Source organism: Clostridium sp. CM027 (assembly GCF_024730565.1).
Taxonomy (GTDB): domain Bacteria; phylum Bacillota; class Clostridia; order Clostridiales; family Clostridiaceae; genus Clostridium_AD; species Clostridium_AD estertheticum_B.
The window spans coordinates 3,335,019-3,349,285 of record NZ_CP077725.1; the positions used below are offsets into that span (position 1 = coordinate 3,335,019).

At 31.7% G+C, this 14,267-nt stretch carries 14 protein-coding genes, 3 pseudogenes and 1 riboswitch; of the genes and pseudogenes, 6 read left to right on the forward strand and 11 right to left on the reverse strand.

The window, feature by feature from the left end; genetic code table 11:
* The first annotated feature begins 56 nt into the window (after positions 1 to 56).
* A riboswitch (Lysine riboswitch) is annotated at positions 57 to 228 on the forward strand.
* A 184-nt stretch (positions 229 to 412) separates the two neighbouring features.
* Positions 413 to 1,612 (forward strand): aspartate kinase, encoded by a 1,200-nt coding sequence (locus KTC92_RS15825; RefSeq protein ID WP_220286126.1) that lies wholly within the window; start codon positions 413 to 415, stop codon positions 1,610 to 1,612.
* Between the two features lie 219 nt (positions 1,613 to 1,831).
* Here the strand turns inward: KTC92_RS15825 and rfbG are convergent, their stop codons facing one another.
* From rfbG to KTC92_RS15845, 4 genes are read right to left on the reverse strand one after another with little or no spacing between them, the layout of a single operon-like run.
* Entirely contained in the window at positions 1,832 to 2,905 is a 1,074-nt protein-coding gene (rfbG, locus tag KTC92_RS15830; protein ID WP_216301821.1) for a CDP-glucose 4,6-dehydratase, read from the reverse strand.
* 12 nt (positions 2,906 to 2,917) lie between these two features.
* Complete coding sequence (locus tag KTC92_RS15835) at positions 2,918 to 3,883, reverse strand: NAD(P)-dependent oxidoreductase (RefSeq protein ID WP_220286125.1); 966 nt, start codon at positions 3,881 to 3,883, stop codon at positions 2,918 to 2,920.
* A gap of 31 nt (positions 3,884 to 3,914) precedes the next feature.
* A complete protein-coding gene (locus KTC92_RS15840) occupies positions 3,915 to 6,044 on the reverse strand; it encodes a glycosyl transferase (protein ID WP_220286124.1) in 2,130 nt (709 codons plus the stop codon).
* Positions 6,041 to 6,778, reverse strand: a complete 738-nt coding sequence (locus KTC92_RS15845; RefSeq protein ID WP_216301824.1) for a sugar phosphate nucleotidyltransferase — start codon at positions 6,776 to 6,778, stop codon at positions 6,041 to 6,043. Before KTC92_RS15845 ends, KTC92_RS15840 begins: the two co-directional genes overlap by 4 nt.
* Positions 6,779 to 7,176: 398 nt before the next feature.
* On the opposite strand from KTC92_RS15845, the gene KTC92_RS15850 reads away from it, so the two are divergent.
* The 3 genes from KTC92_RS15850 to KTC92_RS15860 are packed head-to-tail and all read left to right on the forward strand — an operon-like array spanning position 7,177 to position 9,482.
* Entirely contained in the window at positions 7,177 to 8,148 is a 972-nt protein-coding gene (locus KTC92_RS15850) for a polysaccharide biosynthesis protein (protein ID WP_216301825.1), read from the forward strand.
* A gap of 12 nt (positions 8,149 to 8,160) precedes the next feature.
* Entirely contained in the window at positions 8,161 to 9,324 is a 1,164-nt protein-coding gene (locus KTC92_RS15855; RefSeq protein WP_220286123.1) for an undecaprenyldiphospho-muramoylpentapeptide beta-N-acetylglucosaminyltransferase, read from the forward strand.
* A 2-nt stretch (positions 9,325 to 9,326) separates the two neighbouring features.
* Complete coding sequence (locus KTC92_RS15860; protein WP_216301827.1) at positions 9,327 to 9,482, forward strand: hypothetical protein; 156 nt, start codon at positions 9,327 to 9,329, stop codon at positions 9,480 to 9,482.
* A 114-nt stretch (positions 9,483 to 9,596) separates the two neighbouring features.
* Here the strand turns inward: KTC92_RS15860 and KTC92_RS15865 are convergent.
* The 3 genes and pseudogenes from KTC92_RS15865 to KTC92_RS15875 form a co-directional block, all read right to left on the reverse strand.
* Positions 9,597 to 9,731 (reverse strand): annotated as a pseudogene (locus KTC92_RS15865) (manganese catalase family protein); the annotation flags it as partial.
* A gap of 16 nt (positions 9,732 to 9,747) precedes the next feature.
* Entirely contained in the window at positions 9,748 to 10,050 is a 303-nt protein-coding gene (locus KTC92_RS15870; protein WP_220286122.1) for a spore coat protein, read from the reverse strand.
* Between the two features lies 1 nt (position 10,051).
* Positions 10,052 to 10,267: a hypothetical protein gene (locus tag KTC92_RS15875; protein WP_216301829.1), complete on the reverse strand. Its 216-nt coding sequence runs from the start codon at positions 10,265 to 10,267 to the stop codon at positions 10,052 to 10,054.
* A 310-nt stretch (positions 10,268 to 10,577) separates the two neighbouring features.
* Between KTC92_RS15875 and KTC92_RS15885 the strand changes: the two genes are divergently transcribed.
* Positions 10,578 to 10,766, forward strand: coding sequence for a manganese catalase family protein (locus tag KTC92_RS15885; protein ID WP_258280625.1), 189 nt, complete (start codon positions 10,578 to 10,580; stop codon positions 10,764 to 10,766).
* 132 nt (positions 10,767 to 10,898) lie between these two features.
* On the opposite strand, the pseudogene KTC92_RS15890 reads toward KTC92_RS15885, so the two are convergent.
* A pseudogene (locus tag KTC92_RS15890) lies at positions 10,899 to 11,047 on the reverse strand (alpha/beta-type small acid-soluble spore protein); the annotation flags it as partial.
* Positions 11,048 to 11,050: 3 nt separating this feature from the next.
* Here KTC92_RS15890 and KTC92_RS18730 point away from each other — a divergent pair.
* Positions 11,051 to 11,152 (forward strand): annotated as a pseudogene (locus KTC92_RS18730) (hypothetical protein); the annotation flags it as partial.
* 180 nt (positions 11,153 to 11,332) lie between these two features.
* On the opposite strand, the gene KTC92_RS15895 reads toward KTC92_RS18730, so the two are convergent.
* The 3 genes from KTC92_RS15895 to KTC92_RS15905 all read right to left on the reverse strand — a co-directional run bounded on the left by KTC92_RS15895 (position 11,333) and on the right by KTC92_RS15905 (position 14,267).
* Positions 11,333 to 12,298, reverse strand: a complete 966-nt coding sequence (locus KTC92_RS15895) for a ketopantoate reductase family protein (protein WP_220286121.1) — start codon at positions 12,296 to 12,298, stop codon at positions 11,333 to 11,335.
* A 242-nt stretch (positions 12,299 to 12,540) separates the two neighbouring features.
* Entirely contained in the window at positions 12,541 to 13,524 is a 984-nt protein-coding gene (locus KTC92_RS15900) for an ABC transporter permease (RefSeq protein WP_220286120.1), read from the reverse strand.
* Entirely contained in the window at positions 13,524 to 14,267 is a 744-nt protein-coding gene (locus KTC92_RS15905; protein ID WP_220286119.1) for an ABC transporter permease, read from the reverse strand. Before KTC92_RS15905 ends, KTC92_RS15900 begins: the two co-directional genes overlap by 1 nt.

Sequence of the window (14,267 nt, forward strand, 5' to 3'; positions counted from 1 at the left end):
TGCTTGTACTTATAAACATACTGTGATAATATAATAACTAATTTAATAAGTAAACTACCTAGGGTAGAGGTGCTGTATCTAAGAGTACTTGTTCGGAGCTGACAGGCTAAGATGAATAAGAAAAGGAGCTATGGCCGAAGAAAATGTATTTGGTGAAATTATTTTCTGAGATTGCATATAATATATGTAAAATTGTCACTGATTTTTCAGTGGTGAGCTACAAGGTACACGAAGTTTGTATAAAAACATGTATTTTATGCAGCAAAGGTGTTCCTTTGCTGTATTTATTTTTTTTGGAAGCAATATATAAAGTTCTAAATTTCACCGAAGGTGATAAATAGCACCGAAGGTGATAATAGCACCGAAGGTGATAATAGCACCGAAGGTGATAAATAATAGGAGTGATTTAATTATGGCAGTAGTTGTTCAAAAATATGGAGGTTCATCTGTAGGAACTACAGAGAAAATTAAAGGAATTGCACAAAGTATAGTAAAGAGGAAAAATGAAGATACAGATTTAGTTATAGTAGTATCTGCTATGGGGGACACTACAGATGATTTATTATCTCTATCAAAAGGTATAGGAGAAAAACCAGATAAGAGAGAATTGGATGTTCTATTATCAACAGGTGAAATAATTTCAAGTGCACTACTCGCCATGGCAATTAAGGGACTTGGATATGATGCCATAAGTTATACTGCATACCAAATTGGGATTAAGACTAGTGGACAATATGGTAAAGCGTTAATTGAAGATATACACGGTGGCAGGATTAAAAAAAGCTTAAAAGAAGGCAAAATCGTAATAGTTGCTGGATTCCAAGGAATAAATGGGGAAGGTGATATTACAACACTCGGCAGAGGTGGATCTGATACTACTGCAGTTGCTTTAGCTGTGAAGCTTAATGGCAGATGTGAAATATATACGGACGTTTCTGGAATATATAGTGTAGATCCTAGAGCATACAGCGCAGCTAAAAAATTAGATGAAATAGAATATGAGGAGATGCTCGAGCTAGCAAGTTTGGGAGCTCAAATAATGCATTCAAGGTCTATAGAACTTGCTCAAAAATATAGCATACCTATATATGTAGGGCTTAGTAATAGTGATATTAAAGGAACTGTAATTAAGGAGGTAAAAAATATGAATATGGAAAATAAGCCAGTAACAGGAATAGCAACTAGTGATGAGGATGTTGCAGTAACACTTCAGCGTATACCTAAAGATGTGAATATATTGTCTACTATATTTGAAGCTATAGGAAGTAAAAGAATCAATATAGATATGATAAGTCAAACATCACCTATAGATGGAAAGGTAAGTGTATCATTTACTATACCTAAAGAAGGCTTAAAGGATAGTTTAGAAATTATAGATAACTTAATAGCAGATAATAAAGTTATAGTTGATGAAGAGATAACTAAATTTTCAGTGGTGGGGCTAGGCATGAAGACAACCTCTGGAGTAGCGGCTAGAATGTTTAGAGTTTTTAACAAAAACAATATTGAAATTAAAATGATTACTACATCAGAAATAAGAATTACTTGTGCTATTAAAACTGGAGATAAATTAAAGGCTATAAAGGTTGTTGCAGAGGAATTTAATCTATAAATATAACATGTTAGACGATAGTTAAGTATTAAACATAATTTACCTAAAGGCTCTTTAAAGTACGACCCTGATAATAATTTTTAAGAGAAGCCATTTTGGACTTCTCTTAAAAATTGTAATATTTTATAAATATTATCTGATTGGAAAGATTATTTATTCTTTTTTTTAGAACCCTAAGTTTCACTCCATATTGATATTAATGCACCTAGAATGAGAGCTCTATCTACAATAATCATTAATTTGAGATTCGCATATATCAATCACCTTTTCATCCTTATATTTCCTATACCACTCTACAGTCTTTTCTATTGTCTCATCTATGCCCCACCTAGGCTTAAAATTTAAACAGAATCTAGCCTTGCTAATGTCAAGACTTAGTAAGCTTGCTTCATGGAATGAATCTCCCTTAAGGATTAAAGGTTTCCAGCTTCCATTGCCCCACTCTTTGACAAGTCTTCTGACAACCTCCTGAACCGTAATGACATTTTGAGCTTCAGGTCCGAAGTTCCAAGCTCCAGAAAACTCCACATCTTTTTTTAATATTTTTGTTCCTAAAAGTAAATATCCGTATAATGGTTCAAGGACATGCTGCCAGGGTCTTACAGCACCTGGATTCCTAAGCAAAATCTCTTCATCATTTTCTAGTGCCCTGATGCAGTCTGGTATAATTCTATCGATGGCCCAATCTCCACCTCCAATTACATTACCTGCCCGTGCTGTTACAATTATTTTTTCATGATTTTTATACTCAGCTGTATTAAAAAAAGAATTTCTATATGAGGAAACCAAAAGTTCAACGCAACCCTTACTAGAACTGTACGGATCATAACCACCCATGGGATCTATTTCCCTGTAGCTGTACATCCATTCATTATTTTCGTAACATTTATCACTAGTGATAATAACTAAAGCTTTTGTTTCTTTACTGGCCCTCACCGCTTCCAATACATTTACAGTGCCCATAAAATTCACCTCATAGGTCTCTTTAGGGTTTTCATAGGAGTACCTAACGAGTGGTTGTGCTGCAAGATGAAAAACTATCTCTGGTTCATAGGTCATAAAAACTTCATTAAGATGTTTGCTATCTCTTATATCTCCTCTTATATCAACAATATCATTGCTAATTTCAGATAAAACGAAATTGCTTTTGACACTGACGGGATCTAGTGCATAACCAATAACATTTGCTCCTAATTTTTTTAACCAAATAGCTAGCCATGATCCTTTAAAACCTGTATGACCAGTTATTAAAACATTTTTATTTTTATAATTATTTTCAAGGTCTTTTAACATTTTTTTCACATCCTATGGTAAATGCTTAATCCACATATCTTTATTTTCTTCATACCACCTTATTGTTTTAACAATTCCATCCTCAAGGCTTATTCTAGGACTCCAGCCTAATTCAGTATGGATCTTACTTATATCCGCACCAGGTGACCACATTTCATTTTTTCTGTATTTTATTGTCCCATATAAGGGGACCCTATCTGTTTTAATATTTTTAAATATAAGATCTATATAGTATTTTAAAGGAAAAAGACTTCCATTTGCTATATTGAAAATATTGCTCTTTAAATTGCTTTTAGCAGACATAACCAATCCGTCAATTATGTTTTCAATGTAGCAGTAATCACGTAATTGTTCACCAGATGTTAGTCTTACCTCCTTATCTTCCAGTATTGACAGTATTATATGACAAAAAATCTTATGTCTCTCTTCTCCCTCCCCAAAAATACCAAAGGGCCTTAAGGTTATAATATCTATATTATTTTCTCTGGCAATCTGATGAGCGATTATAGTTGCACTAGCTTTAGAACTTCCATAGATGCTCACAGGTTCTGGATACATATCTTCCTTCATAAGATCTTTCCTATCTCCATATTCAGCACAGCTACCCATATTAACGAATTTTTTGCAGTCGGTGTCCTTCAATGAATTTAAAATATTAATCATTCCTAAAATATTAATATTTGCAGCTTTAATATATTCTTTTTGTGCTGAGTTTACACCATAAGCTGCTAAATGAAATACTATTTCAGGGCATATATCCTTGATGCAAGTTTCAATTTTTTTACTGTCAGTTATATCAATCTCATAGATTGATATATTTTTTAACTGCTCTTCCAGTCTCCAGGTTTGGCTGCTCTGTCTTCCTATAATAGATACCTCTGCGCCTTCATTCAATAACCTCTTAACTAGGTGAGAGCCTATAAATCCAAATCCACCAGTTACCAATATCCTCTTACCAGCAAGACTAACCTCTTCCATATACTATACCTCCAGGTTGAAAGGTTTACATTTACGATTGAAATCTATACAGGTTCTTAGCGTTAGTGACCTCTTCTTTACTAAATAATTCTTTAAGATCCACAAGGCCTGATGACTTTAATATTTCCATTGATTTGCATAAAGCATCTAAATATGGAATATATATATTATCGATTATTTCTTTGCTAAAAATCAAAGGATCTAGCTTCCATAAGTCAAAGACAGATTCATCAAATATTTTCATACTGCCAAAGTGATAAACCATAAGTTCTCGATCATCAATTAAAACAGTATTATTATCGTTGTAAACTTTGTAATCATTGTTAATAATTAGATTCCATGGAGCTGCATCTATACCTAGGTCATCTAATATTTTTATGCTATAAAATAAATTTGGAACCTTATCTAGATATTTCTGATCTCCCCATCTCTCCATTATAATATCAGGTTTATCTGAGCACCACTCTATACATTTTTTCTTCCACCAATTTAAAATAGCTAGACTACTTTTCCTGTTTCTAAAACCTAAAAAGCCTGCCTGAAAATGTCCATGTACCTTTTCAAATTCGGGACAATCCCTCTGAGGACAAATTAGTGTATCATAATCCTTCCATTGCTTGAAGATCGCCATCGGATCAGAAAAAAAGAATATATCTGCATCACAATAAATAACTGAATCTATAGCATATTTATCTAAAATATAAAGGACCAACGGTGCTTTAAGCGACCAACAATATTCCTGCATATTTCTGGTTTCTTTAACATGAAGTAATTCCATATCCTCTACTTCGCTAACATTAATAATAATCGTATTTTCAAGCTTCAGATTACTTAATACAGAAAAAGAAATTTCATCCATACAGCAGATGAATAAATTAAAATTATCGATTTTATCCTTCAGCGAAGAATAAAGTGACATACTTTGCAATAAATATGCCTTACTAGTTATAGTACAAAAGCTATAAAAATCGTTATAGCGGGCCATGGCTAACGTCAGATCTGAGTATTTAAATAATGTCTGGGCTTCTTTAGAATCAGATTTATTAAATAAACCCTCTACTTTTTCATTAAGATTGTTTCTTATAACATTGATTGTATTCCTTAGACTTTCAATATATGGGATATAAATATTGGACTTAATTGCAGAACTTATTTCTAAATAATTAAAAGTCCATAAGTCATAGTCATTTTCGTTAAATATTGAAAGACATGCAAAGTGATATGCTATTAACTTATCACCTTCAATAAAGACTTCATTATCCTTTGAGGTAATATTGAAATTATTATTATAAATTGTATTCCATGGTGCAGCATCTATTCCAAGATTTCTTGAAATTTTTACATTTGAAAACATTCCTGTGATTTTATCAAGATATTTCTGATCTCCCCATCGTCCCATTTCAGAGTCAGGTTCCCCGGAACACCATTCAATGCATTTTTGATTCCACCAATTAAGACAATTCAATCCTTGTATATCCTTTTTAAAACCTATGAATCCTGCTTGAAATTTTCCATATATTTTGTGAACCCATTCAAGATCCCTTTGGGGACATAAAAACACTGAAGCTTCACCCCATTCATCAAATACCATCTGTGGATCTGAGAAGAAAAATATATCACTGTCACAGTATATTATTGAGTTTACGCTGTAATTCATAAGCACGTAGCGAATAACAGCTGCTTTCAATGTCCAGCAATATTCATTTGTTTTTCTCGTGTTTTTTACAGCGAGCAGTTGCTGGTCTTCCACTGTATTCAAATGAATAAGAGAAGCATTTTTGAGATTCATCTTTGAAAGGGATGAATAGATAATATCATCAATACAGCAAATCCATAGATGAAAATTTTCACTATTCCTCTCAAGTGAATAGTAAAAAGTTAAGGTCTTTATTAAATAATCCTTGCTAACTATTGTACAAAAGGAACATCTTTGTTTGTATTCTTCTATATCTGATTCTCTATAGTCTTCAATATCTTCTTCTTTATTTTCTTCTTCATATTCTTCTTTATATTTTCTACTATCTTTGTCTTTGCTTTTTTCATCCTTTTTATTATCTTTTTTTATATCATGATTTTCATTTTCATGTTTATTAAACCGAGATTTCCCCTTAGAAAAAAATGCATAAATTGCGTCCATATCCTCCTTATTTATTTTACTCACTTCCATGTCTCATTTGCATAAATTAGATCTTTATTAGTATCAATTGCCGTCCAATAACCTTTGAAACTATAAACCGCCAATTCTCCACTTTCTACAAGGTTTCTCAATGGACCCTGTTCAAAAATGCATTTATCGTCATCTTCTATATAATTAAAAACTTTTTTATTCATTACAAAAAAACCTCCGTTTATTATGCCATCCAATTTTGATTTTTCGTCAAAGGTTGTTGCAATACCATCCTTTTCAGTTAGAATTCCATATTGGCTCTTTCTTTCTACTCCAGTAACTGTTACCGCTTGTCCTTTTTCATTATGGAACTTTAGTAAACTATTTATATTAATATCAGATAATCCATCGCCATAGGTCAACATAAAAGTATCTTCATTAATGAATTTTTCAATTTTTTTAATTCTTCCACCAGTCATTGTATCAGTTCCTGTATCAACAAAAGTCACCTTCCAGTTAGCAGGCTTATTAAAAAAAGAAATATTATTACTGCCTAGTTCTTTGGTGAAATCAGAGTTTTTCCACTCATAATTCCAAAAATATTCTTTTATTTTATCACCACCAAAACCTAATGGAAGAATAAAGTCATTAAAGCCATAGCTTGAATAAATATTCATAATGTGCCATATAATTGGTTTCCCAGAAACTAAAGCTAATGTTTTCGGAATAGTTTCTGTAGATGACCCTAATCTGGTCCCTTTACCTCCACATAATATAACTACTTTCATATTTACCGCTCCTCATTTTTATCACTTCTTCAATATCTCCGAAGTATTGAATATTTCAAGCGAAAATCACTCCTTGATCTAAAAATCTAATAATAGTTGCATAATTAAACTACATCTTCATCATCTAAACGCTTATCTTTATATTACTAATAACTCGATATTTGAAATTATAATATATTTTGTACTATATTATTCATTAGGATTTAAGTTGTTACAATATATTTAGTACTACTTAATCCGTCTACTTTAAGGGGATATAGCCTACAATAGGGTGCAGTTCACAATATACAAATCAATTTTTAGTTGCGGAGTCTTTTTTTATAAAAATAAATGTTGTAACATAGTTGTAACATATGTTTCTTATAATGAAAATATAGGAAACGCATGGAGGGAATATTATGAAAAATAAAAAAATACTGATTGTTGGTGGCACTGGCTCTTTTGGTAACGCGTTAGCTCATAAGCTTCTAGAAATGGAAGTTAGACAAATTAGAATTTTTGCTAGAAATGAAGCGAAAATGATTGAAATAAAAAGGACATTATCAGATAAACGTGTAGAAATAGTATTAGGAGATGTTAGAGATAAAAAACGTTTATTAGAGGCGAGTAGTGATTGTGATATTATTTTCCATTTAGCAGCTCTAAAGCACGTACTAATTTGTGAAACAGCACCTAATGAAGCTATTCTTACTAATGTTATAGGTACTAACAATATAATTGATTGTGCTAATGCTAACAAGGTAGCAAAGGTAATTTATATTTCAACAGATAAGGCGGTAAACGCAAATTGCACTTATGGATGTACAAAATTGTTAGGAGAAAAATTAATGTTGGCTGCAAACCAAAATTCTATATTAACTAAATTTATTGTTTTCAGATGTGGCAACCTTTTAGCAAGTGAAGGTAGTGTAATCCCATTATTTAAAAAACAAATTAGTGAAAAACAGACAGTAACGCTTACAGATAAGGATATGAATCGCTTTTTTATTAATATTCCTAAGGCTTGTGAATTATTAATTGAGTCTGCAATTCGTGGTGCTGGAGGAGAAATTTTTATAGCACGAATGCCATCGTTATGGATTTATGATATTGCAAAGTATTTAGTATATAAATATGGATTAGATGAATCAATTATTGTAGTGACTGGACTAAGGCCAGGCGAAAAAAATAATGAATGTTTAGCAACGCAGGAAGAAACAAAACATATTTACTGTGTGAATGATGAACTGTACATTATTGAAGCTGAGGACAGGCATTCTTGGATCATAAACGACTTTATTAAGAAAGATAACAATTTCTTATATCATTCTCAAGATGCGGTCATAAGTTATGAGCAAACTGTTGAATTTTTAAAAGCAGCTAATATTTAAAGGAGGATTTAAATGAAAATTGTTTTAACTGGTGGAGGAACTGCTGGACATGCTATGGTTAATAAAATTCTAATACCATTACTGAAAAATGAAGGTTTAGAAGTTGTGTATATAGGTTCTGGACATGGTATAGAAAAAGAAATGATTGAAAATCAAGGATTAGCTACTTATCATGCTATTAGCACAGGTAAACTTCGTAGATACTTTTCCCTGAAGAATGTAACAGATATATTCAGGGTTTTAAAAGGAATCTATCAATCGTATAAGATTATTAGGAAAGAACAACCGACCGTTGTTATGTCAGGTGGAGGATTTGTTTCGGTACCTGTTATTATAGCAAGCTGGGTACAACATATTCCATCTGTCATTAGGGAAACCGATGTTACTATTGGACTTGCTAATAGGATTTGCATGAAATTTGCGAAAAAGGTATTTGTAACCTTTCCTAGTACTAAATTTCAAGTCACTAGTAAAAAAAGAGGTTATTGTGGCATGATAATACGTCCTGAATTACTAAATGTGCAAAACGAATGCATTGAGGATAAAGCCTTCAAAAACTGCAACCCCACTCTTCTGGTCTTAGGAGGCAGCCTTGGTTCGGCGGCAATTAACAATAAGATTTGGGAGTGTTTATCCGAACTTCTTGAAAAGTATAATATTATTCATATTTGTGGAAAAGGAAAACTTAATAACAATTTACCTGCAGATGCAAGATATCGTCAATATGAATATGTTGATGATATGTCTCTGATTTATGCTATATCTGATATAGTGATTATTAGATGTGGTTCAAATGCAATTGCTGAGGGTATTTCAATTGGTAAAAGAATGATTTGTGTTCCACTTTCTAGAAAAAGTAGCCGAGGTGAACAGGAGTTAAATGCACAATACGCTGTAAATCACGGCTGTGCAGTAATATTGAAAGAAGAGGATATTACTGCAAAATCAATAATTGAAACATCAGAAGAGTTATTGACTACACCCCTTAATAATGAATTAATTCTTTCAAAGGAATTACTAGCTAATAATTGCAATGAGCAAATTAATGCAATAAAGAAAGTTATGTGGGAGAAAATAGATAAAAAGGTTAAGCGTGCAAAATCTGTTGACTTAAGTAAAATTTCAGAAAAAGAATGGGGATTTTATATGAAATTCTCAGATATATATGGGAAATAGCAATGTCTGGAATTGTAGCTTTACTCGAATTGCTTGCTTTTACCGTATTAATTCTAAAAGCTATGGTAGCTACTAACTCACAACTAGCAAATTATATCGGAAATGAAATTCCAAATATTAATGTGGGGATCTTATGGATGCTCTTATATAAAAAATAAACTTAAAATGGAAAATCCATATCCATTTTAAGTCTTAATGCTGTTATTAAAATTTTGTTTTTCAGTGGGCACCATTACGATGCTCTTTTTTATATATATTTTTTACTTTCTTGGGTTTTCAAAACTTGGTGCTTCCGCCACCATCTCCATATGACTTAGCTCTTCCGAACCTATATCAAGAAATAAATCTTTAATGGTTTGATCTTTTACCCTAAAACTTTGAGATAACTCCAATTTTACGCTCAATTCTTGTTTTGGAACGGTTTTATTTACTAGCCTTAACTGTAGTTTCAGATTTACTAAAGGACATAGCTAGTTGTTGCGCAGGAGCATCATAAGGTGAAGCCCACTTGCGGTTTACAGCAAGCTCTGTTAATGCTGAATGCCCGCCTATTATTTGATTTAAACTAGAGGAGTATATAGCTTTTAATTCAGGGGTAGCGCTGGTCATAGTTGCGTTTAGATACGCATCTGCTGCACTTTTTGCTGAACTAATCATAGTTCCAACTATTACTTCGTCATTAATATCTGTCTTGTTTTTTACAATATTATCCGTTATTATTCCCATATTATTTTACACCGCCTATAGTTACTTGATTTTCATTGATAAATTGTTGTACTCCTTTTATTCTTCCTTCTGCTGCTAAAACACCAGTCTCAGCTTGTCTTTTTAAATCTTCATCACTAATTAGATTTTTCATAACTTTTGACACGGCTAACCCATCTTTTTCCATAGTTAGCAAGGTTGTTAAGGATAATAGTTCACCCTCTGAAAGTTTTCTCATATCAATACCTCCAAATTTATAATTTTTACGATTTATTATGTGCATTTAATAAACAATTAAACCTTGGAATAATTTGTAAATTTAAACATTGGAGCTTTGTATTACAATAACTTGTCTACATAAGAAAATCAAAATAAAAAAAGCATGCTAAAATAGTAAAATTTGCAAACTTTTTTATCTTCTATTCTGACATATCTATTGTTATAAATTTAATATATTTTAATTAAATTTATAACAATAAATACTAAAGAATTAGCTCACATGGAAATGGTTGCTAGTATGGTTAGGCAGCTAATGAAATGCTCAAGTCTTGAAGAAATCGAAAAAGAAGGCAAGGGCTACTTATGAATATCTAATTAATATGGCTGATGATCCAGATGTAATAGAGCCGTTAAAATTTCTAAGAGAAAGAGAAGTTGTTCATTATCAAAGATTCGGTGAAGTTCTAAGAATTGTACAGGATCATCTACAACAACCACATTTATTTATAATGCATTAATTATGATCCTATTTAATTAAGAAATTAATTATTTTAATATTAGAAGCGGAAAATGATTGTATAGTAACCTTATAGAGGCTTTACTTTATAGTTTACTTAAGGATAATGAAGAGCTAATTGGCCCCCTTTTAATTATAAATTCTTTTCGTAAGATTCAACCATTCTTTTAACCATTTGTCCGCCTACAGAGCCATTTTTTCTTGAAGTTAAATCTCGTTATATCCTTCTGAAAGATTAACGCCTACATCTTTAGCAGCTTCCATTTTAAATTTGTTTAACCCAGAATTAAAGTGATTACTACATCAGAAATAAGAATTACTTGTGCTATTAAAACTGGAGATAAATTAAAGGCTATAAAGGTTGTTGCAGAGGAATTTAATCTATAAATATAAAAAGTCCTTCTGAGCGCCTTGCAAAGTAAACTTTTAATGTTTTTTTGCTTCTTGTTGCAAGTCACTAATTCAGGGGAGATAAACATTTTATCTTATTATGTTGAATGATTTTTATTTATATTAATGGAAGGTCAAAATAATTCCATTAATATAAATTTTAAGAAGCTATAATGTTTATTTTGTGTGCAAATTAATAATATATTTTTCATATTTTTCACAAAGTAATGGAGTAATTACTCCAAGCTCCTTTCCGGAGTTATAAACGCTTTTACATACATAAATTAAATCCTCCATATTACAATGAAGTTCCATAATACGCCTTGTCAGTTCATTTGTTTTGAACATTCGCTGCATAATCATCCCAGCAAGCTTTGACGGAATTTTGTATTTAATTAATTCGTTATTATAATGATTAAGTGAAACACCTCTTGCCTTTACAATTTTGACTGCTTCACGAATTGTCAATACAGCTTCACTTAAACCAGATGCGCTGTTCATAATATTTCTTGCGGATTGGGCTATATCCGACACATTACCGTATTTTGAAGCAGTGGTGATAACACCAGAATTGATTGCCATATGTAACCAAATCCATTCTATCATATCAAATGGAACTTCCACTTTAATATCAGCGCTATCAAGCAATTGAATAAGGTTTGAGTAGTTGTCTATATTTGACTTCTGTTCACTTTCTATCATAATATGGTCAAATAGTACGCAATCTAAAAGGGTATCTTTAATACTGCCACCTGCAATTGGATAACCAAGAATATATTTTCGGGTACCCATAATTTTGTCGACGCTGACTCGTTCTTCCCATATACCATTAAAAAGAATAATTGTTCCGCTTATATTATTTTCATTAAGTGTTTTTACTGCACTCTCCAATTTACCTACAGATACGCTAATTAAAATAAAATCGTAATTACTGTTGGGCTGTGAAAGAGTAACATTATATGTGTCTTTCTTATTTTCGCCCTTATTGTTATATCTGCCATCGAGCATTTTTATGTCAAGAATTTTTGGTGCATTGTCTCTTTTAATTTCCCTTATAAAGTGTTCAACCTGATGACCTGATTTTTGAAAAGCATAGCCATAGGTTGTACCGATAACACCAAGTCCCAATATCATTATTTTCATAGAAGTGCCTCACATTCATAATTATTAATAATTAACATTATTTATTTTAAATTATATTAAATACTAACATAAATTTCAAATATTTAGCACAATTATATATATCTTACTTCGAATATTTTAAAGTAAGATATATATGACTAAACTAACGAATGTGACATTCTCGTTATGTTGTATGCTTTCATTTCAAATTTTCACAAACAAATTTTTCTACCAATTAATATTTCTACTACTTACTATATGATTCAATAGATGCCTTGCCTCATTTTTCGCTTAGTAATAATACTTCCTAAGAGCCAGAGTGCAACAATCCAAATAAGTAAATATATAAGTTGTCCTTTAAATTCTAACATTCCATTCCCGTTTTCTATCCCTTGAATCAGTGTCATATATGATTTTTGCGGGATGATACTGCAAATGGTATCAAGAACTTTATTGTTCCCCGTAAAGGAATAAAAACAGCCTGATAATATGCAAGTTATTACATATATAGCGCTGGCCACTAAAGAGATGTTTCTCTCTAGCACTGATGAAATAAATAAAGCAAGTGATGTTGAGAGGGCAGTAAGAATTCCAATTAACATTGCTAGCATTAAAAGGCCAAATCCAATCTTTATATTAAAACACACCTTTGTGATAACAATTACTAGATAGGTGGGTATATAAAGACATAAAAATGTAAAAATTCCCTGTGCAAAAATATATTGCTTTTCGCTTACGGGTGTCGTTAATATCCGCCTAAATGTTTTAAGGGTTCTATCTTCTGGATAAAGGATTGTCAAAGCAACCCCCTGCATTAAAACAATCATTAGAATAAACCCTAAAATGTTTGTTCCAACACCTCTTTTAGCTTGTCTACTTTGATCAATTTTGGGAATTTTACCGAAGTTAAAAAAGTTTTCTATGAGTTCCTTATCAGCTTTGCTTTTTATACCTGTTACCTCATAGGTTCCATCGTTTTTTTCTTCCACAACGGCAGCATATTTACCCAAAAGTAGATTCGAAGTAGCCGGTTTTTCATTCATTACATCAATTTTAATCCTATCATTTTTGGGAATGCTCTGTGCATGATTTGTTACTAAAGCAATGTGCTGCCTCATCTCCATTTTTCCAGAAAAAAATACAGCAACTCCAATCATAAGTGGTACAATGACCACTGCAATTATAACTATCTCTTTTTTTGCTAAAATCCTGTTTAAACTATTTTTAAATAGATTGAGCACATTCATTATACATATTCCTCCGGTTTAAAAGTGATTTGACATATTATTATACAGATGATACTACTAAACAACACAATGAGAAGAGTAGGGAGGTATATGCTGAAGTCATTATCATAAATGACCTTAAATGTACATTCTGTAACCCACTTGACTGGCGATAAATAAGATATTTTCTCCACGATAGTTCCAAGACTAGCTACAGAAAAAAACAAGCCACCCAAAAATATAAACAAAAACAAAAATATTTGCATTACAGAATTTGCTCCTTCTTCACTTTTGAAAATACAGCAGAACATGGTGCCGACAGAGCAGCCAAATAACGAAAATATATTGATTAACAACATAATATACAGAATGTTTTTTCCTCCAAAGTTAATGTGAAAAATATATTGTCCTACAAGCAATAAAACACTGTATGAAACCGTACCCAAAATATAAGTAGCAATCAATTTAGATAGATATATCTCAGTTTTTGAAACGGGAGCATATACTATGCGAGTATTACCTTCCTTTACCCTTTCTTCCATAAATGTATTGGAAGCTGTCATGGCAATGAATAACGCTGTAAAAATCATCATTGTGACTCCATAATAATCATAGGAACTTACATGCCCTGAACCATAGTTACCTTTTGTTACAAAACCCATAACCGCAATCATTATTATTGGAAATATAGTGTTAAACATTAGCAGAGTTGGGTTTCTAATAATATTCATAAAATCAAATTTGACTATTTTTATAAAGTTCAT